This window comes from Vagococcus lutrae (assembly GCF_003987555.1).
GTDB lineage: Bacteria > Bacillota > Bacilli > Lactobacillales > Vagococcaceae > Vagococcus_A > Vagococcus_A lutrae.
Map to the genome: position 1 here is coordinate 1 of NZ_NGJW01000005.1, position 21,808 is coordinate 21,808.

Sequence of the window (21,808 nt, forward strand, 5' to 3'; positions counted from 1 at the left end):
ATGGTTATCGAAGAGTCACCGAAGTGATAAGAAGAACTCAAATTATAAACAAAAATACCGTTCAAAAAATAATGCAGAAATATGGTTGGAATTGCCGTGTAAAAGTAAAAAAGATAAAGAGAATTGGCAAGGTTCATAAAATATGTGACAACGTATTAAACCGGAATTTTAAAAGTGAAGAGCGCTTTAAAAAATTAGTAACGGATATCACTTATCTACCCTTTGGCTCTAAAATGATGTATTTATCCTCGATTATGGATTTATATAACGGAGAGATAGTCGCCTATAGTATTAGCGATAAACAAGATGTAAATTTTGTATTAGATACATTAAATCAACTACCAGAAGTTAATGATTGTATTTTACATAGTGATCAAGGCTCTGTGTATACATCTTACACCTATCAGCAAGAAGTAACGAAAAGAGGCATTACCATGAGTATGTCCCGTAAAGGGACTCCTGCCGATAATGCCTGCATCGAATCGTTTCATTCCTCTCTAAAGTCTGAAACGTTCTATCTCGATAGACTCAATAATGAGCCTACATCTATTGTAATTCAAATCGTGATAGATTACATTAAGTATTATAATAAAACACGAATTCAACAAAAATTGGGCTACAAGTCACCGATAGAATATCGGCAATCTGTAACCCAATAAGAAAGCTTTTTTGATACTGTCCCATTTTAATGGGTCAGTTCCCAAGCTCAAACTTGCTTCACGTTTTTCTTTTTAGTCTAAGTACAATGACATATGGTCATACAAATGATTACTAATTGTTACTAAACCGTCTGTTTCAAACCCAACACGATGATACAATTTTTTGGCACGTGGATTTTCTTTATCTACGTTCAATCCAATGCGGTCTGCACCTTGTTGTTTCGCAAAGTTTGGTAATGCTTCAAGTAAACGGGCACCAATTCCCTTACCGCGCTGATCCGCTCGAACAGCTAAACTATCCAGATACCATTCTTCTGGACTGGCTTCTTTATCATGAAACATTTTCTCACTCTCATCAATTCCCATGCGACTAAAAACATCCGTCAATGGTAAGTCGATAATCGCTTCTTCATGTTCCATATAACCAAACGCGACCCCTAAAATCTCATTATCTTCTTCTAGTACTACCGCACGTTTATACCCGTAACGGAAAGTTTCATCACGGAATCCTTCGCGTAATATCTCCGTTACTTTCTCTTCCCCATGTTTTAGTAAAAACTCTAATTCCATATCTTTTAAAATAATCATAATTAAAGGGATGATTTGTTCAACATCCGATAATCTTGCTTCTCTTATCATCTTTGTTCCTCCTAAATATTGTCACCTATGCTCTAATCTAACGGATATTTAAAAAAAGGTCAAGAAACTGCTCTAACAGTCTTGACCTTTCTCTTATAAGACTTTAAATAAAATACTACGACGGCCAAAGTTTACTGCTTCGCCTTGACTGCCTACAAAGATATCAATAATGTGACCTTTTACAACGCCACCTGTATCTTCCGCACGGTAAACTCCTGAATAAGCTGGGTTACTTGGGACTTCAATCTGTACAAGTGAGCCAAGCGGTATAACCGAAGGATCAACCGCAATCGTACGGTGTGGTGCAGGTACAGTACCTGTTGCCGTTTTATTTCCTGTTGCTATATACGCTGTCGCTTGACCAGAAAGCATATTAGCTGATTGATTTTGCTCAGGAGCTGCTGGTTTTTCCGGCGCCGGTGTTGGTGCTGGCGCTGGCTTTGTTTCTGTTTGAGGTGCTTCGCTTGTTTCTGGTTGAGAAGGTGCTGTCGTAGCACTCTCCGTGTTAGCTGTTTGTGCTGCTTTCTCCGCTGCTTCTTTCTCTTTGCGCACCTTTTCTTGTTGTTCACGTTTCGCTTTTTCTTGCGCTTCACGTTCACGACGCTCTTTAGATTCTTGCGCGATTCGTCGGTCTGTTAAATCTTTTAACACCGTATTATTTTCAGCTAACTTCTCTTCCAATCCAGCCATCTCAGAGTCTAATGATTGTTGCTCTGTTTTAACAGATGCTTGTTGTGTTTTTAATTCTTTTTGAGTTGTTTCCAGTTCTGTTTCTAATGTCGTCAAACGCTCTTGCTCTGCGAATAATGACGCTATTTTTTCTGATTCTGCCGATTGCATTACCGTCACGGCATACGCCCGACTTAAAAAGTCAGATAAATTTTCTGCTTCTAAAATCGTTTGAATCCCCTCACGACTTGCTCCCTTTAATTGCAAGCCCTTCAAACGTTCTGCTACAACTTCTTTTCGTTTAGCAATCGTAGCTTTCGTTACACCAATCTCTTTTTGAGTTTCATCGATACGTTTTTCTGATGATGCAATATTTTTTTCAATTTCAGCTATTGCTTCGTATTTTTTATTAATAGAAGCCATCACATTAGTAATCATTGAATCTATTTGTTCCGACTCATCTTTCACTTGTTGTTCTTTTTCTTTTATCTCACGTGTTGATTCTGCATAGGCAGGGACACTAAATGAGGTTAGCGACAAACAAGCTAATAAAAGATAAGTCATCATCTTTTTAGGATTCACTTAATACAACACCTTTCTCACGTTTCATTCTCTCTCCAATATTATACGACTTTAATAATTATCATATGTAACAATCTCTTTACAAAATGTTACGATATGATGTACGCTTTAAACACAACATTAACTATTTTATAGGAGTGAAGTAAAATGTCAACCCAAACATACTATGCTGCCCCGCTCTTCTCAGATATGGAACGCTTTTATAACGAGTATCTCGTCAAAAAGCTGCGCGAGCATTTTCCAAATGAAACATTCTATGTGCCACAAGAACAAGGCGATATCAATGACAAGCAGCAATATGCTGACTCTAAAAAAATTGCCATGTATGACACGAATGCCCTATTAGATAGCCGCCTTATGATAGCCGTCCTAGATGGTGCGACCATTGACGTTGGGGTTGCTTCAGAAATTGGGGTTGCTTATCAAGCTGGTATTCCAGTTGTCGGTCTGTATACGGATAGTCGTCAACAAGGAGCCGACAACCCTGAAAAAATTGCGGCCTTAAAAGAAGTCGCTGAATCTCAGTTTTCCTATGCGAACCTCTACACCATTGGCTTGATTAAATTAAATGGTAAAGTAGTCGCGAGTGAAACAGAATTTTTTGAGACACTTGCCTCATTCTATGACACACTTTAAATCCGTATAAAAACGTGAGAAGTATGCTCTAAATACGCATACCACTCACGTTTTTCTGCTACTTACTTGATTCTCTTTCCTTTACCTTAGGTGCTACATAGCGAGCAATAAGATCAGTGCCAATACGATGTGGATAGTCCTGTAAAGCTATCAGTTTTTCTCTAACCCCTTCTACATCTCCCGCACGATAAGCTTGCCACACATCCCAATCTTTTTCCGCACGAACTAGCCACGGTCCTACCGCTTTTTGAAACGCGTCATTTGGAAACGAATGAAGTTTCTGTGCTGCTTGATAGAGCCGTCTTAATTCGGCTTCAATTTGTTCTTCGTCCTCATTCATCAATGCCAACGATTGCGTCAATGAAACTGTCTCACGCGTGAAATGATTAGGATTAAAGGCTGCCCATGTCAGCATCGCTTCTGCAAATTCTTCTCCTACATAATGCTGTATAATGTCTTGCCAAGACGCGTCCAAATTAAACCCATCACTATCCCATAGGAAATCGCGCATACTTAGAATCGTAAGCTTAGAAGCTTCCCACTGCGCCATCGGATTTGAAACAACACCTACTACTTGATACTGAGTGTCTGCTAAACGTGGTGAACGACTCTCATACGGGCTCAAGAAAAGTAACTCATAGTCTTTCAAATAGTCATTCACGGGAATATTATCCCAAACGACTATCGGACGTTGATACGCTTGCGCCATTTTTTGAATATCTTCCGTGCGAATATGCGAAGCCAACGTTGCCGGTCCCGTCCAAAACAATGGGACTTCTGGAGCCAAATGCTCATTTAAAAGTTCTAGATATAAAGAATCATGATGATTATCATACTCTGTCGGGCAGGCGACCAGTGTATACGTCGCTAGTGTGTGTTTCAAGTAGTCATTTACTTGGTTGACTAAAAAAGCATGCGCAATCGCTGAATGTTCAAAAATAATTTTTGGCTGTCCTTTTAAAATATAGTCAATATCGTCTAACAACAAACCAAAGTTACGAATTCCTAAATCAATCATTTGTTTTAATTTATCCGTTAGAACTTTTATTTCACTTGGTTGTGTATAATCAATATCATTTCCTGGACTAATCATGTAATAAAAGTCAACATTTTGTGATTCAGATTCGGCTAACAGCTCTTTAAATTTTTCTAAATCAGCTTCAGGGTAGTGCTCACGCCACTTTTTACGCTGAAGTTCATCATCTTTCGGCGCATACATATACGTATTCATCCGCTCTTCTCCTAAGAATCGGATAACGTCTAGACGATCTTCATGTGTCCAAGGAATCCCGTAAAACCCTTCAATTACCCCACGCATATTAAATGACGGCTCGTGCGCTACCGTGACAATCGGAACACACCAATAATCGCCACGTCTAGTCACTCCTTTCATCAATGCTTCAATGGCGTAACGTAACCCACGCATGTGTTGCGTCCGCACAACGATATTCTTATCCGATGTTATTTCTAAATAAAAACTGTCGCCTGACATCTGACGGTCAAACTCATGTATCAAAGTGAAATCATATTCTTCTTGAGTGTCATTATTAACCCAACGAATCGCTTCACGCGTTATTTCTTCATTAATTAAAGAGGTTGCCGTCTGAAAACGAAAATATTTTCCTACGAACTTAATGGTCATTTTATCCTTTTGTACAAAGTGATAGGCACCTTTTGTATAAACTTCTTGATAATCTTGCAAAGCATGTTGTAGTTGATTCATCTTATTCCTCCTAGTTTTTTTTAACGGGAATCGTTAGTCTTTGACTGAATGTTCCGGATTGAACTGTCAGTTGGATATCTTCGTGACAATGACTAAGCGAACGCACCCATACACTCGCTGACCCGCCAATTAACGCCACCGTTTCAGGTGTTAATAGCTCACCGTTTTCAATTTGGATGGTGACACTTCCCATTAAAAATGGCAATACATTGTCCATTTGATCGACTGCTTGAATACCGACTCGCACGGTATCCCAACTATCACGATTATCAAGTGCTCGCTCTTCATCCACGTAAACGTTCAATCCCGCCCAAATTGGATTGTGACAATAGGATTGACGCGCGACTTCCTGACCAGCAATTTTTCCAACAAACGTAATATCAGAAAACGCATGGCCCCACATAATATCCATATTTTTAATTAAAATAGGTGGGTAAGGTAACGACGGATATAAATCTTCTTGACGCGTAAAGGTTTCAATATACTGACCAGCATAATGCAACTCTACCTCATCACAGTTAGTGAAGACAAAAATAGGCATATTCATTCCCATATTTCGATCACCACGTGTCCAGTGTGTCAGAGGCGTCATCACAACCCGTTCTTCGGGGGATTGTTGACTGGCATAAACACTCGCCGCCCACTTTGGCTCGCGATAAGCATCCATTACACCGTGATAACAAATTCGGTCACCTGAGCCAAAGTCTGCATGTGTATTATAGTCAAAGGCACACCAACCAATCGCTCCACTATTCTGACGTTGTTCATACATCTTATTTAAGACTGCCGCATGACGTAGGGCATGTTCTGTCAGACGCTCTTCTTGATCAAATCGTTTCGTAGGAAACATATGACCGGCATATTCTGTGACCATATAAGAAGTCTCAGCATTTCCTGTTACTTGTTTAGGGTCACGTAATACTGTAATAGCATCATTTCCATGTGTTTCATCATACGTCTTCACATGAATCAAGCGTGATAATTTATCTTTATCACCACCGTCATAAATAAAATCATTCATCGTATAAACATCTTCTAAAAAGTCACTGTTTTCCATGTAACGCACGCCGCCTGTTTGACGACTAGGGTCAGCTTTTTTAGCCATCTCATTCGTTCGAGTATACAATTCATGGTGGTCCCAAGATTCATTAACACGAACCCCCCACAAAACAATCGATGCATGGTGACGGTCTCGTAAAATCATCTCTCGGACATTTTCAACCAATACCTCTTGCCATTCCCCTTCGCCAATATATTGCCAGCCGGGAATCTCTTCAAAAACAAGCAAACCTATCTCATCACAACGATCCAAAAACGCAGGCGCTTGAGGATAATGAGACGTTCTTACCAAATTTAATCCCAACTCATATTTTAAAATATCCGCATCCCGTCGTTGCGCACTATCAGGCATAGCATAGCCCGTGTGAGGAAAAGACTGGTGACGGTTAAGACCACGAATCTTCACTAATTCACCATTTAAATAAAAGCCTGTGTCGGTAAAAAGAGCTTCCCTAAAACCATGACGAAACACATAATCATCTTGTTTACCAATCGATACTGTCACGTCATATAAAGAAGGTTGTGTTAAATCCCATTCTTCTACATTGGCTAGCACGCCTAGTTCACATGCAAACTCGCCTGATTTATCTAGTTGAAAATACTTCTTAACTAGCGTCTGATTATCTTTTGCAACTGTAACAGTAAGTGTTTTACTCGCGTCCTCGGTCAGACTGACCCATTCTCCTGCTAAACGCACATCATAAACCCCTTCACTGTGACGGGTGGTTTGAAGATAGGGATGCTGAATAAAGTTAGTAGAACGATATTCTAGTGCTACTTCTCGATAAATCCCACTATAAGTGAGATAGTCTATCGTCCCTCCAAAAGGTGGAATATCTGACCGTTCACTACCGTCAACTACTACAGCAAGCACCACTGGACCCGTTTCCGTTACATTTTCAGGCAAGCGATACTCAAAAGGCGTGTACCCTCCCTTGTGACGACATACTTCTTGACCGTTCAAATAAAGTTTGGCGTAACCCATTACCCCTTCAAAACGAATATAGGTCGCTTCTCCAATTTCTTGAGTGAGTATATAATAATAACAACTTTTCTTTTGATAGCATTTTTCATCAAAATAGTTTAAAGGTAATAGTTCTGTCGTATGTGGTAATCTCACTTCTGTCAACTGTAGAACCTCATCGACAGTCTTAAATTCATCTCCAACTTGGTACGTTTCTTTAAAATACCAATGATAATTCATTCGTTCTTTTTTACGCATGCGCTTTCCCTTCTTTCATTCTCTGTATGACCGATTCTGTCGGACAATAACTAACTAGTATCATCATAGCAAACTTTATGGAAACGCAACCAAAATCACAAAAAACACCAAGCAAATTTTTATTACACATTGACAATCTTTACTATTTTTATTTTCATAACACTTATTTCATCTTTTTAATAACATTTATTCACATTTTTTTCATATTTAAGGTCTATTATATAGACATACCAACAAACAACCCTAACAAAACTTTTCATTATTTACTCCTCCAAAGTAAATAAAAATCTCCTTTCTCCCTTGGTACCCTCTGAGGGAGATTCCTTTGAAATAGTCCTAAGCTTTGCTTAGGACTATTTTTTTGTGCAACAAAAAATGCTGAGAAACTGAATATCCAGTTTCTCAGCATTTTAAAATAACACACTATATGACTATTAAAACAAACCTGTAATCTTTCCATCGCGGTCAATATCAATCCGCTCTGCTGCCGGTGATTTTGGTAAACCTGGCATCGTCATCATATCGCCTGCTAAAGCAACAATAAATCCAGCCCCCGCTGACACTTTCAACTGCTTAATATTAATCTCAAAATCCTCTGGCGCTCCTAGTGACTTCGGATTATCTGAAAAGGAATACTGAGTCTTCGCCACACAAATCGGATACGTACCAAAACCAAGACGCTCGAGATTGGCCATTTCTCTTTTCGCAGCAAGAGAGAGAACCACACCTTTTCCACCATACACTTTTTGGACAATCTTATTAAGTTTCGTTTCAATCGAATCTTCTGAGTCATAGGCATATTGGAAAGTCGATGCGTGCTCTGCTAAGGAAACTACTTTCTCAGCCAGCTCAATCGCTCCCTTACCCCCTTTAGCCCAGACTTCTGAAACGGCTACTTCTACGCCTAATTGACGACAAGCTGCTTCAACCGCCTCTTGCTCAGCTATCGTGTCTGTTGGAAATTGATTAATCGCGACTACAACCGGCATACCATATACCTCTTGTATCGTCGCAATATGCTTCATTAAATTCGGTAAACCAGCTTCAACCGCCGACACATCTTCTGTTCCTAAATCAGCAAGTGCGACCCCACCGTGCATTTTTAAAGCACGAATGGTTGCGACTAATACAACCGCATCCGGCTGAACAGATCCCAAGCGGCATTTTATGTCCATAAACTTCTCCGCGCCTAAATCCGCACCAAACCCTGCTTCTGTTACAGTATAATCAGCAAGCTTTAACGCTAACTTCGTAGCCAACAAACTATTACAACCATGAGCAATATTAGCAAAAGGACCCCCATGAATTAACGCAGGTGTATGTTCCAACGTTTGGACGAGGTTAGGATTCATCGCTTCTTTTAACAACGCCGCCATAGCGCCCTCAGCCTTCAAATCACCGGCTGTCACAGGCTCTCCTGCAAAATTATAGGCCACAATAATACGACGTAACTTCTCTTTTAAATCCTCCAAGTCATGAGCTAAACATAAAACAGCCATAATTTCAGACGCTACAGTGATATCATAACCATCTTCACGAGGTACACCATTTGCTTTCCCTTGCAATCCATCCACAATATAACGCAATTGACGGTCGTTCATATCGACGACACGTTTCCAAGTAATACGACGTGTATCAATCTCTAATGCATTGCCATGATGAATGTGATTATCCAACATTGCCGCTAGCAAATTATTGGCCGCCCCAATCGCATGAAAATCACCTGTAAAATGCAAGTTAATATCTTCCATTGGGACAACCTGAGCATAGCCACCACCCGCAGCTCCGCCTTTCATACCGAAAACAGGGCCAAGTGAAGGCTCACGCAACGCTAACATTGCTTTTTTTCCAATCTGACGCAAGCCATCTGCTAGACCAACAGAGGTCGTTGTTTTCCCCTCACCAGCAGGGGTAGGCGTCATCGCTGTCACTAAAATCAGCTTCCCATCAGCGTCTTGAGAACGGCGCTCAAGCTCACGGTGATCAATCTTAGCTTTATAACGTCCGTATAAATCATACTGCTCTTCCGATAACCCTAACTGCGAGGCAATCTCGTGAATAGGCTTCATCTTGACTTGGTTAGCAATTTCAATATCTGACAAATGTGACATTTTAACCTCTCCTTTTCCTAATAAATTCGTGCTTCTATCCTTTCATTTCACATGCTCCTACTAAACGTATTATAACACCTCAATCCCCATGACGTAAAAAAAACATGCGTAAAAACGCATGTTTTTAATTAATCAGAATGACCGCTAACAATAACCCAACCGAAAGTAATAGTAAGACACTTCCTACCATAACTAATCGTTCATCCAATTTACCATTAGGAAATTGACGACGTAACAAGGCATACACACCCATACCTAACACTCCTCCACTCACGTTTGTCAGAATATCCGTAATATCCGACGCGCCGATTTGTAATAAATACTGCATTAACTCAATCATAAAACTAAAAATAAATAGATAACCGATTTTTTGCCAGACATTACTTTTTTTAGCCACAATACCTAATAAGCCACCAAACGGGACAAAAATCAAAAAATTATTCCACAACTCACTACGATCAATCATGCCATTTACTTTCGCCGAGTCGCCAAACGGAATGACATTAATCCGACGCATGTTTAACTGCATCATTTCACGAAAATCATCTGCCGAAATCGAAAACTTAAACAGCAAAATCCAGACTAATACGATTAAATATACCAACAATAAATACTTACCCTTCTTCATACACGTTGCCCCTCATCTTTTCTCTTACCTTCATCATACCAAAAAAGCCCGATAGTCAAAATCGGACTTTAGATGTAACCTGTTTATTTTTATCACTTTAATACGCCTTATTATTCGTCAAAAAACTCCTTTAACAACGCTCGCACTTCATCTGTCGACTTTGTATTCATCAAACTAGCTCGTAAATCACTCGCGCCAGGAAAACCTTTGACATAAATTTTAAAGAAACGATGTAAGCCAATGATTGAGCGTGGCACCATCTCCGCATAGTGATCTTGTAAATCAAGTTGTAACTGAAGTAAGCCTAATAATTCTTCTGTACTATGCTCGCGCGGTTCTTTTTCAAAAGCAAAAGGATTTTTAAATATGCCACGACCAATCATAATACCGTCCACACCATATTTCTCTGCTAGAGCCAAACCAGCTGTACGATCCGCAATATCGCCATTAATCGTAATCAACGTTTGAGGAGCGACACGGTCACGTATCGCCATAATCTCGGGTATCATATCCCAGTGAGCGGGTACTTTACTCATCTCATCTCGCGTCCGCAAATGTATCGACAAATTAGCAATATCTTGTTCCAGCAAGTGAGTAATCCAAGCCGTCATCTCGCCATGTTCATGATAGCCAATCCGTGTCTTCACACTGACAGGCAAGCCGCCAGCTTTCGCTGCTTCAATTAATGTGGCAGCCACATCAGGTCTTAAAATAAGTCCGCTCCCTTTTCCACGCCCCGCAACATTTGGGACAGGACATCCCATATTAATATCAATGCCTTTAAAACCCATTTCAGCGACACCCATACTCATTTCACGGAAAAAGTCAGGATTATCTCCCCAAATATGTGCCACAATCGGCTGTTCATCTTCAGTAAAGACAAGACGTCCTCGTACACTTTCCTTGCCATCTGGGTGACAAAAACTATCCGAATTAGTAAATTCAGTAAAAAAGACATCTGGTGCGCCAGCTTCCTTGACGACATGACGAAACACGACATCCGTAACATCTTCCATCGGTGCTAATATAAAAAAAGGCTTCGGTAATGTTGCCCAAAAATTTTCTTTCATTTTTCTACTCCATTCTTATACCTTACGACATCGTTAAAAATCATTGCTATTATACTAATAATACAAAAAAGAAGCAAAATAAATCTTTGCTTCTTGTATCGTTTTATATTAGAGAGTTCGACTTAAACGCTGTCGGCACTTTAAACTCGGTTGGTTCAGAAGCAGTCAATAAGGCTTCTGTTAAAACCACATCATAAACCTGTTGCGCGTGATAAGGTTTAAAATAATAACGTTTTTGTTGACTATCATACACCGATAAATACTGCGTATAATCCATAGAGCCATCATCCTTTATATTAACCCCTTTAGGAATCGACACACTGTTAAGCAAATGAAACAAGGCATTAATCGTTTCATCAGAAGTACTGCCCGTGTCAATATGCTGACGATGATAAACTGCGCGTACAAAACGCTCAGGTGATGTATGCCCACCAGGTAAGCCATACGTTCCGGAACCTTGCCCAAAAGGCTGTATAACATGAGATCCGATGGTCTGATGTTCAAAATTAACTGGACGTAAACTTAAATAGTTATTTAAATTCTTTAAATGCCACTCAAATTCGGGGCTATTCGTCATCACGCCTACAGGATTTTCTTTCATTTCTAACTCGCCGCGATTCGTTTCTAATACCACACTACGACCCGTCGCGTCTGTCACACTAAAATGAAGTGGTGGGACTATCCCTAAAAGTGCCACTTCGCGACTAACTAAATGAATCTCGGGTAGTCGCACCTCTAACTCAGCTATATTTTTAATCTCACCCAACAACCACATGATGAGTTCTTGTGGGGCTAAATTAAATTTACCTTCTGCCGGAGTGTCATGATAGTGTGCTTCATGTAAAAAATATAGCTCTGCGACAGTCAAACCTGCTTCATTCATTCCGTCTGCTACATAATACGTTTCTAAACGACGACCCGTACCCACAAAACCATAACGCGTCGTCTGCATCGGTGCTAAAATAGGTTGCCACTGATACTGACGTGGAATAACTAAAGGATGCCCGTCTAACTGAAAACCAAAATCCATCGTTCGACCAAAAAAGTTGCCTGACTGATTGAAATAGGTAATACTTGTACACATTTTTACCACTCCTCTATTAAATCCCCACGCCCAGCACTGTTACTTATTAAAAATTTTAGGCCCTTTACGCATATTTTTCCGGTCGTTTTTCGGAGCCGTTTTGGTTTGCGTTTGACGTGCGGTTGTTTGTTTAGCGTCAATGATAGCTTGCATTTTTTCTTTTGCGTTCATGTTGTTCCTCACTATTACTTTAGACTAAGTGTTGTAACACTCGTTTTTATCATAACATTTTACAAGAGCCTATCGCAAATCTGATTGACACTCTTAAATTAAAAAATAATTACGATAAAATAACGAAAGACCTTTGAAGTTTTTATAAAGGTTTCAAAATAAAATTGCGACTAAAGTACAATATTATTAAAAAAATAACTATGATAGTATTTAGTCATTAAAATAACAACTGGAGATGTCAATGTGAAAAAAATCAGAGCGTTAATCGGTCTACTATTAGTTGGGATTATCCTATTTAAAGGTGTCACTTTTTATCAAACAGGCACTTTTCATCTGAAAGGCAAGAAAATGTACAGTCAAAGTGCGATTCTGGTAGATGAAACCGGAAAAACTGGCTTTACAGACAAAGCAGGTCTATGTTTAGTTAGCTCGGCAGAAGTAAAAGGGAAAGAGTACATACTTATCACAGTAGGAGCTGAGGGGGCTCATTCGAATCCCTTCACATCAACGCTACAAGCTATATAGTAATGGTTTTGGTAATGGTTAGTACAAAATTTTCGCGCATACGCCTATGTTTTATTGAGACAACATTAATATTTTCATTCGCATCAAACAAACCTTAAATCTTTAGATTCTGTAGTTTTTATTCCTTTTGGTGTTCCAAACATATCTTTTTCTCCAGTTAAATACTCCTGGAAAACTTCCTTAATAAATTGTTCTTTTTCGTTTTTTGGCTCTGTGTTTGTTAATACATCTTCCACCGCTTTTACATCCGCATGTTCGTCAGGATTAGAAACTATATGATAAGTATAACTATTGGGGGACCCACTACTCACACCAATCAAGTCATTTATTATTCTAAATACCGTGTCACTATTTAGACTTTGATTAATATACTCTCTATGGTCAAAATCGTCTCTTTCACTAATATATTTCACCACAGGCCTCACATTACCTTGAGAATAAATAGCAGAGTCGAATAAATTACTTGCATCAGTGGACAACAATTCATCGATATAATTCTCTTGTTTCGATTTAATATAATCCATTTTTTCAGTGTTATCGCTTGTGTGACTTTGATCCAGCCAATGTTTGACTCTATCCATAGCAGCGAGATATCTAGGATCTTCAATATACATATCTAGAATATCACAATAGTCTTTAAAATCTATTTTTTCAAAGATCTTTGAAACCACTATTGCAATCCTTTCGTCTATATCGAGCCCAAAAAATACTCTGTTACTTTTAAAGTCAAAATACTGATCTAATAGCTCTATTGCAAATTGAGTAAGTTCATTGTTTTCCAATTCATCGATGTAATACTCAAAATTTTCAATGAAATCATGTTGTGCATTTGCTGGATACTTTATTATTCCTTCGACAATTTTTGGAATTATAATTGACTTACGTTTTAAGCCCATCATTGAGGCATCTATGCTATCTATTATAGCAGAGTTATAATTGTAATTTAATGTAAAATAAAGTTCAAAGAATTTTCCACTGCATATTCTTTTATTTTTTTGAATTTCAATATAGTCAGGACTAGAGCGAAAACCACTAACAGCATTTTTATAATTACGTTTATGCCCATTACTGTATATATTTATGTTAGGAAAAATCAAAGCAAGAAGCTTCAACTCATAATCGCCTTTGATATATTTCTCCTCTAAATCCTCATAGAATGTATTGAACAAACAATCTAATTCATCATCTCTATAATAAGAAAACCTTGAATACGTTCCACGATCCACTGAAATGAAATAATCAGCATTTACTAAGATTTGGTTGTAGAGTGTAAAATTAGAAAACTTAATATATTCGATTACAAGTTGATCTAATAGATATTTGCTGCTGGATGATAGTACTGGAATGATGGCGGAATTTAGTAACCGTTTAAATTCCCGCATATCTAATTGGTTATTGCTTACTAAAACCTGTAAGAAACGTTGAATTTCATCAATTCGATAATTTCTAAAAGTATCGGATTTGAAAATTGTTGCTAGTGAATCAATTGTTTGGACATAAATGTTTAATAATAAGTCCTCGTTTGGTGGAGACAGAACCACTTTTTTCTGCACTAGTTTATTTAAATATCCACTACTAATCTTTTTTTCTTGAAGAACCGATTCTACTTCATGTTCATCGTATGACATGATGACAATTAGATTATTGAAATCAAGAACATTTTGTATGATATTGAATAATAACAGCATATTATCACTTGATATACGATCTAAATTATCAATGATAAATATTATCTTTTGGTTGTTTCCAGCTATAATTTTGTTTATGTCCGCTATTATTTGTTTAGCACTATGTTCTGTATCCTTCTCCCCAAATTTAAAGTCTATTGAGAATTTACGACCAAATATTAAATTCGTAAAATTATCGATAATTTTTGATACATCTTCGTCAGAAATTTTTAATTGTGGATTACGTAATATCCGGCTCAACAAATTCTCTAATAATGCCACCTTATTTTCAGATAACCATGGCTCAAAATCATCAATTACAATAAATTCATTTTCCGTATCCTCTGACTTAATTGTACTTATAACATTTTCTATAAGCGTTGATTTCCCGGACCCCCATTCACCTTCAATTCCTACGACAAATCTCTCATTAGATTGATAATTTTTTATCCAATTGACCAAATCACTTATAAGTATATCTCTAGATAATAAGTCATAGTCAACTTCACTCTCACGGACTAAAAATGGCTTATCAGTGGTGACTTTTCCCTCCAATATATCTTGTAAGTCAACTACGCTTGATTCAAGTACTTGTTTTTCTAATACAATCTTATTAATTCTATTGTAAATTAACACTAAGACAATAGATATCACTAGTAAGTTCACCCACGTATAATTAAACATATTTTCATAACCAATGAAGAAAATCACCTGCATTATTAATGTTACTCCTAGAGCGATAAATAAATATTTATCTATAACATTTACAAATGGATATTCCATCAGCTTATTTAAGTTCAACTTGGATAGTAATACTATCCCAATTAAAATTATAAAAATGACTGCAATTAAAAAATCTTCTAATCCCCCAATACGACTTGTGACTAAGTTCTTTTTGTCTATAACAAATAATGCCAGAGAAAGTACTGTCGACCATAATAGACAATTTATTAGGGAATACCTTTCGTTTATATCTTTTAAAGACATTTTAAATTTTTCTTTATTTCTTTTGAGTCTGTCTCTCAATCTATATCTCCTTAAGTTAATAAATTTCGTATACTTCAATAAAAGACAAAAATCTTGAAAATATCTTCTCTCAATACAGTATAGACTTATTTCATTCCTCAAATTCAAAATCATCATAATTAATTTGATACACAACATATTCTTGTGCAGGTTCAACTCCGACTTTATATTCAATCATTAACTCAGTTAATTGAATTCCATCAATCAATACGATCCCTTGATTTTTCGCAAACTCTAAAGCACCTTTTGAAAAGCTTGAGGTGGTAATAAATACACCTCGATCAGCGTTAACACTTGCTAATGCTCCATAGAAACCTTGCACTGCTGGTCTCCCAACTACATTCTGTTCAGCATATCTTTTCACTTGTAAATAAACAGTACTTGTTCCTAGGGGATCTTGATTAATTATGCCATCGATACCACCGTCATTTGATTGAGTAGTTACTGTAACATTACTATTTTTCCCACTATATCCCATAGTGTCTAATAATTTCACAACCAGTTTCTCAAAAAAGATGGGATCTGTTTCACGTAGTTTATTTAATAACTCGATTTCTACTTCATTATTCCGTTCATTAATTAATCTCTCGACAATTTCTTGAGGATTATCTTCCTCATCTGAAGAAGTGAAACTTACGTTATTCCCAGGACTAACTTTTGATTTACCTTCAGACCGTTTATTTCTTAATTCGAGTTCTTCCATGTAAGCTTTATGTTCTGGTTGCTCTTGCAAAATTTCAGTCGTTAATGTATCACCGTATTGTGTTAATAACGACTTACCTTTTTCTGTAATTTGATAAACTGCCCGTTTAGGTCGATTAATCGCATTTGCCTTATATAAATCAGCTAACGCAAAACCTATTCGATTAGCTAGGATACTCTGTCCACTCTTACTTTTCGAGTACTCTTTGCTTCTTAAATCATCAGGTAGGCCTAAATAATCAAGTACGCGATTTACAATAACTTTTCTCGTGGTTTCTTCTCCATTATGTAATATTTCTAATATATAAGGTATGAAAGAATCCCATGTTGGTAGGCCACTAGATGACAGATTTAGTTTTTTCCAATCTGTATTCAATATATAAACTCCTCTTCCATAATTAAAGAGTATTTCACTATAAATATGATTAAATAGCTAAAATCAACTATTTAATACTTTTTTACATCGACTTAACAAAGATTTCATTTTCTTTGTTACTTTTTTTCTAGTAGATATATGTTTTTTGAGATTTTGCGCGACATTAATAACAATTTCATGACTATAATCTCCTTCTATTTGGATGAATATATTGTTGATATCTTTAAACATTTCAATAGTTATATGACTAACATTTTTATTATCAATTAATTTTGTGAAGATATCAAAAATTTTAATATAATAGTCCTCATTGAAGTTCGAATAGTCTTTTTTCATTATTTGGGCATATTTTTCCTTACTAGAAGGCATTTCGTAGGTTTTTTTACAATATAAATATAAATCATTGCTTCTACGTACACTTTTCTCGTAATTTTCTTGAGTCATTTCTCTTGTTTGTTTTTTTTGATTGCTCGTATAACTAGTAACTTTATTATCGTCCTCTGCTCTTATACCTTTCCAAGCAGACGGTTTCTTAGGTACTCTTATTATTTTCATATTTTCTACCCCACTAGTTCATTCGTTATCATTGGCTATAATCGAAATTATTAAAGTGACTTTATAAAAAAACTAATCCACACCCAACGCCTTATAGACTGCATCAAGTGGATCTGAATAGAAAATCGGTTGGATCTTGACTAATAAATCAGATGGGACTGTTTGTAAATCTTGAACTGATGATGAAGGCAATAATACTCTCTTGGCTCCTGCATCTACACACACTTGCAAGGTATTCGCAAATTCGGGCACTTTAGAGATGGTTCCACCCATCGTCATATTCCCTATCACCACTAAACTTTCTTGAAGTGGACGATCTAAAGCAGCTGAGCTTAGACCAATTAATTCTGCTACAGCTAATTCTTCCGTTAGGCCGATTCCTTGCATATCTTCAATGTGCATCAAATAATCTTTTGTTTTGACACTGATGGAACTACTAATACTTTTAATATTGGCGGTAAAGTAACGGAAAGCAGTATCTAAACTTTCTCTCGCTTCTCGATCGCTTCCTACACCCGATTTTTCATACTTCCCAGTACCGCTTACAACTTGATTCTCAAGCTTATAGACTCCAATCATATTAGAGCTTCCTCTACCGACTACGTAGACGTGACCAGGCTTATTCATGCCTTCTGGAATCAATTTACCGCCACCTTGTTCAGGAACAGAAGTATAGTGCTCATCAGTGGTTTCTTTATCGATGTAAGAGAACATGACATCATAGAATTCCATGCCACCTATCTTCTTCAATTGTTCTTTTACTCTTCGACGGCCTTCTAAAGCATAGTCCAATACTTCTTCTACTTCTACCTTCGTAAATTTTCCATGTGGATAAATTAACTTTAGTAAGCCAGATACGGTTTTTCGAACACCAATCGTATCGCGTTGATTTAAATTATTTCCTAAATAGAAATATTGATCAATGGCATCAGCAAATGAACGCTTTCGCATCTCACGCATAAATTCTGCTAAGTAGTCGGCAATAAATCCAAAACGGTCAGTAAAGAAAGTCGGACGATATTTAGGAATTTCCCAACCTGGTAAGTAGTAGTGAATACGGTCGAAAAATGCTGCATCGTTTCGCATTGCATCGGGAAACGGCGCAAATAAATGAGAAGTCTTAACGAGTGAATCTACACTTTGATTAATATTCCCTACAAAGACCATTGAGGCAGAAGCAGATTTTTCTTCTTTCCCTCGACTAAAAGAACCTGAAGCCATATAGTCTTTCATAATTTGTACGCCATCTTTGTCCTTAAAATTAATCCCTGCTACTTCATCAAATGTAACTGTATCCCATAGTCCAACTAATCCTACTTGTCTAGTAGACATGTTATAAAACAAATTCGCTACGGTTGTTTGTCCTCCAGAGACTAAGATCGAGTTGGGTGATAACTCTTTATAGACATGCGATTTACCCGTTCCTCGAGGTCCTAATTCAACTAAATTATAGTTATTCTCAATTAATGGAACTAACCTCAATAGTAAGTGCCATTTTACACGTTCTTCTAATTGCGTGGGCTCCATACCAATCGACCGAATTAAAACATCAATCCACTCTTCTTTTGTAAATTGGTCACGACCTTTAAATATTTCATCCATATTCATATTTGGCATTTGAATGGGCTGTAAATTCGAGATGATAAATGGATTATTATCTCTTACTTCTTCATCAAAATAATAATCTAACTTGATCATGCACCAAATTCCACCAGCTAAAAGTTTGTCATACTCTTTAACATATGAAGAAGGCATTTCAACACCTTTTAGCCCGAGGTTTGAGAATTCTGATTCATATCTATCATTTTTTGAATTGAGTCGAACAGTAATTTTATCAATCACAGAGTACTGCCCTTGTTCCCTGATTCGAGATTTAATTTTTTCTGCTTCATCTGGACGAACATAGTTTTCAGCAAGGATATTCTTTACTCGGTTCACACCTTCTTGCATACTTGCTTCATCATCCGTAGCCGCAAACATCCCTAATAAATACTCCAACACAAATGTTGGAACATTTGCTCCTTCTTTAATCAGCTGAGTCAGGTCTTTTCTCACGACCCGACCAGCAAAATGTTCATTTAACTTATCATCTAAATCTAGTGCTGCTTTTTCCAACCTTACACCTCATTCTTAAAAGAAATCATTGACGATACCTAAATTAATTTTAAATGGAATCTTGGCTGTATATTGATTAGTTTCATTATCTTTAATGATCAAAAAGTAATCTTTGTTACGATCAAATTCCATAGTTTCTAGGGCAAACTGCTTACTAAACATACGCTCCTCTGAGTTTTCATTTGTTTTATTCGCGATAATGGTTTCGATGTTTGAAATGATGATTCCATTTTCATCTTCCATATAAACATTTACCGTTCGCGTAATGTTTTTATTTTCCACTTTTTCACTCTGGAAGAACTGAAGTGTAAAGAGTTTATTGGTAATTGAGCGGGTGCGACTTGTTAATTCTACATTCACTTTATCGACAGCCTTTACTCCTTTTTGTGTTGCTCTTCTATTTTTGAATGTAATCAGTGGGATGACAACTTCTTGTAGACTCGCTCCTCCATGTACAAAATTCGCTCCTGGACCTTGAATTCGATTGCGAATCGATCCATTTGGAATATATAACTGTAAATCATTCTCATTGTTTAAAACGGTCCCGACATTTATACGGATTTGACCATTTAGTTCTTGTTCTTTATTTGATAATGCATATCGTCTTGAAGATTCGACAGGTTTATCTAACTCTTTCGCAATTTTTTCAGTCTCATCCAAAGGACTTCTTTGGTATAAGAATCCATGATCGGAAGTGATATAAATATTGGTTCCGCTCAAGTCATTTCGGATTGAATTAATCAGGTCAAATAACTCAGAGACTGAGCTGTCAGCTGCATTAAACACTCGATTTTCTGTGGCTGAATTGTCACCTATACCATCAATCGTATCATGATAGATATAAATCAAATTAAGTCCTTTAAACGTCTCAGATTTTTCAGACTTATTTAATGCCATATAGTCTGAATATTTATAAACAAGACTATTTTCTATTTTATTTTCAATAAATTTCTTACGAGCACCATAGCCTTCTATTGGCTCCTCATCTACTATTACTTTTCCTGAAGAGTCAATATCTAAAGAACGATACGGCAATAAAGCAGCCATACCTAACTTAGTAATCGAAGGTACAATCCCTAGCATCGGTTCGATTTCAGTTGAACCGATTGTTTCGGTATTTAATCGTTCGACTAAATCAGTCGCGATTTCATAACGCATCGCATCAGAAATGATGACAAAAATACGTTCTCCTCTTGCAATTCGAGATGATGCGTGGTCTCTATAGAAGTCTTGTTGTTTCTTCACACCTGTTAAGTTCCAGTCCTCAACTAAATCTGTCCGAACAGCTTGAGACCAATTGGCTCCCAACTCACCAATAAACCAGTGTATATAGAGGTATTCGACTTTTTCTTGAAGCTTGTTGACAAACTCATACTTTTCACTCATATCATATGCCAAGTAAAATTTACGATAGTAATTATCCATGCGGTAATAAGATTTTTCATACGCATGGAAAATATCTTCGGCTGTACCCTGAGGTAAGCCATGGTCAAACTCTTTTCTGAACTCAAAAATTTTAATTGTATAGAATAAAGTGTCGTAAATATTCTCATACTTTTCAAAGTAATGTTTGGGGCGTCGTTTTTCAATAATCGATAAGTATTTATCAAAATCTTCCAAGTCTTTTAAAAGTGCATTAGCTATATAAAGGATAATTTCTTGATCAATCATTGGAAAAATATCTACATTTTCATATTTCTCAAGCGGTAATTCTTGAATAATTTCTTGTAATTTAATTTCCTTCTCTATTTGTCGCGCATATTCTTCAAATCGTAATGTATCATTTTGATTCTGCATCCAATGATCAATAAGAATATAGCAGTCCCCTGTATGACTTAATACAATAAAGTTTTTTAACAACGCTAAATCTTCTTCGTCCATTTGGAAACTTAAAGCTGAGATGATTAAATGCATGAAGAGTGTCTTTAAGGATTTCTCTTCACGAATATAACCATAATGACTACCTACTAATTCCCAGAACCGGTCGATATAGAAGAACTTTCTGATAGCCTCTAAATATTTATTATTATCTTCTAAGGACTCGATCAAGATAGTTCTTATAGCTCTCTCAAAACTTGGTATATCTAAATTACATAAAGCACTAATCATCCGAAGTTCGATGTCAGCCTCAGATTTTATAGCCCCTGCATAGCTTTTGAACTTTCGATACCGAACTTTATTATCAAAGAACACCGCATATCTTTCCATAGTCGGTCTTAAAGAACTATCAATTTGTAGTTCATTCATAATCAAATCAATCCGACTCGCTTTAAATGATTGTGAATAAAGAACCATATCAAGTAACCAGTTATCTTCAGATTGTAAATCTAGATTCGAGTAAATTAAATAACTCGAATCTAAATCTTCAGCTTCTAAAAGATGTTTGATATAAAATTGGTTATCATTGGTTAATTCTTGTAACTTTACATTTTTTAATTTAATAGAATCCCAATCATCTTTAAATTCCTCTTGTTGATCTTCCCAAAAAATAACACGTCGTTTTTCATAACTTTCGAGTGGTTTATCCAACATTTTTTGTAATGTGGATTCGATTTGATTAAGATCCATCCCTACACTAACCTTTCTTTG

At 36.9% G+C, this 21,808-nt stretch carries 17 protein-coding genes; 3 read left to right on the plus strand and 14 right to left on the minus strand.

Annotated elements, in window-relative coordinates:
• On the plus strand, positions 1–659 hold a 659-nt coding region (locus CBF33_RS04585), incomplete at its 5' end, for an IS3 family transposase (protein ID WP_126762052.1).
• Positions 660–731: 72 nt separating this feature from the next.
• On the opposite strand, the gene CBF33_RS04590 is transcribed toward CBF33_RS04585, so the two are convergent.
• Complete coding sequence (locus CBF33_RS04590; RefSeq protein ID WP_126762054.1) at positions 732–1,298, minus strand: GNAT family N-acetyltransferase; 567 nt, start codon at positions 1,296–1,298, stop codon at positions 732–734.
• A 93-nt stretch (positions 1,299–1,391) separates the two neighbouring features.
• The gene (locus tag CBF33_RS04595) at positions 1,392–2,549 is read right to left on the minus strand and encodes a 3D domain-containing protein (protein WP_126762056.1); all 1,158 of its coding nucleotides are present in this window, start codon (positions 2,547–2,549) and stop codon (positions 1,392–1,394) included.
• A gap of 147 nt (positions 2,550–2,696) precedes the next feature.
• On the opposite strand from CBF33_RS04595, the gene CBF33_RS04600 reads away from it, so the two are divergent.
• Complete coding sequence (locus tag CBF33_RS04600) at positions 2,697–3,185, plus strand: nucleoside 2-deoxyribosyltransferase (RefSeq protein ID WP_126762059.1); 489 nt, start codon at positions 2,697–2,699, stop codon at positions 3,183–3,185.
• Positions 3,186–3,243: 58 nt separating this feature from the next.
• Here CBF33_RS04600 and CBF33_RS04605 read toward each other — a convergent pair whose 3' ends face one another.
• From CBF33_RS04605 to CBF33_RS09660, 7 genes are all read right to left on the minus strand, one after another.
• Positions 3,244–4,908 (minus strand): protein O-GlcNAcase, encoded by a 1,665-nt coding sequence (locus CBF33_RS04605; protein WP_126762061.1) that lies wholly within the window; start codon positions 4,906–4,908, stop codon positions 3,244–3,246.
• Positions 4,909–4,918: 10 nt separating this feature from the next.
• Complete coding sequence (locus tag CBF33_RS04610; RefSeq protein WP_126762063.1) at positions 4,919–7,189, minus strand: glycoside hydrolase family 2 protein; 2,271 nt, start codon at positions 7,187–7,189, stop codon at positions 4,919–4,921.
• A gap of 434 nt (positions 7,190–7,623) precedes the next feature.
• A complete protein-coding gene (locus CBF33_RS04615; protein WP_126762065.1) occupies positions 7,624–9,300 on the minus strand; it encodes a formate--tetrahydrofolate ligase in 1,677 nt (558 codons plus the stop codon).
• Between the two features lie 124 nt (positions 9,301–9,424).
• Positions 9,425–9,928, minus strand: a complete 504-nt coding sequence (locus tag CBF33_RS04620; RefSeq protein ID WP_023607000.1) for a VanZ family protein — start codon at positions 9,926–9,928, stop codon at positions 9,425–9,427.
• Positions 9,929–10,038: 110 nt separating this feature from the next.
• The gene (locus CBF33_RS04625; protein ID WP_126762067.1) at positions 10,039–10,998 is read right to left on the minus strand and encodes a tRNA dihydrouridine synthase; all 960 of its coding nucleotides are present in this window, start codon (positions 10,996–10,998) and stop codon (positions 10,039–10,041) included.
• A 103-nt stretch (positions 10,999–11,101) separates the two neighbouring features.
• Positions 11,102–12,082, minus strand: coding sequence for a choloylglycine hydrolase family protein (locus CBF33_RS04630; protein ID WP_126762069.1), 981 nt, complete (start codon positions 12,080–12,082; stop codon positions 11,102–11,104).
• Positions 12,083–12,121: 39 nt separating this feature from the next.
• The gene (locus CBF33_RS09660; protein ID WP_023606997.1) at positions 12,122–12,253 is read right to left on the minus strand and encodes a hypothetical protein; all 132 of its coding nucleotides are present in this window, start codon (positions 12,251–12,253) and stop codon (positions 12,122–12,124) included.
• A gap of 243 nt (positions 12,254–12,496) precedes the next feature.
• Between CBF33_RS09660 and CBF33_RS09585 the strand changes: the two genes are divergently transcribed.
• Positions 12,497–12,778 carry a hypothetical protein gene (locus CBF33_RS09585; RefSeq protein ID WP_211329526.1) on the plus strand — a complete coding sequence of 94 codons (282 nt, stop codon included), beginning with the start codon at positions 12,497–12,499 and terminating at the stop codon, positions 12,776–12,778.
• Positions 12,779–12,861: 83 nt separating this feature from the next.
• On the opposite strand, the gene CBF33_RS04640 is transcribed toward CBF33_RS09585, so the two are convergent.
• From CBF33_RS04640 to pglZ, 5 genes are all read right to left on the minus strand, one after another.
• Positions 12,862–15,471, minus strand: coding sequence for a KAP family P-loop NTPase fold protein (locus tag CBF33_RS04640; RefSeq protein WP_170167752.1), 2,610 nt, complete (start codon positions 15,469–15,471; stop codon positions 12,862–12,864).
• A gap of 91 nt (positions 15,472–15,562) precedes the next feature.
• Complete coding sequence (locus CBF33_RS04645) at positions 15,563–16,549, minus strand: restriction endonuclease (protein WP_126762074.1); 987 nt, start codon at positions 16,547–16,549, stop codon at positions 15,563–15,565.
• 63 nt (positions 16,550–16,612) lie between these two features.
• Positions 16,613–17,104 (minus strand): hypothetical protein, encoded by a 492-nt coding sequence (locus CBF33_RS04650; protein ID WP_126762076.1) that lies wholly within the window; start codon positions 17,102–17,104, stop codon positions 16,613–16,615.
• Positions 17,105–17,176: 72 nt separating this feature from the next.
• The gene (brxL, locus tag CBF33_RS04655) at positions 17,177–19,219 is read right to left on the minus strand and encodes a protease Lon-related BREX system protein BrxL (RefSeq protein WP_126762078.1); all 2,043 of its coding nucleotides are present in this window, start codon (positions 19,217–19,219) and stop codon (positions 17,177–17,179) included.
• A gap of 15 nt (positions 19,220–19,234) precedes the next feature.
• The gene (gene pglZ / locus CBF33_RS04660; RefSeq protein WP_126762080.1) at positions 19,235–21,787 is read right to left on the minus strand and encodes a BREX-1 system phosphatase PglZ type A; all 2,553 of its coding nucleotides are present in this window, start codon (positions 21,785–21,787) and stop codon (positions 19,235–19,237) included.
• Positions 21,788–21,808: the final 21 nt, after the last annotated feature.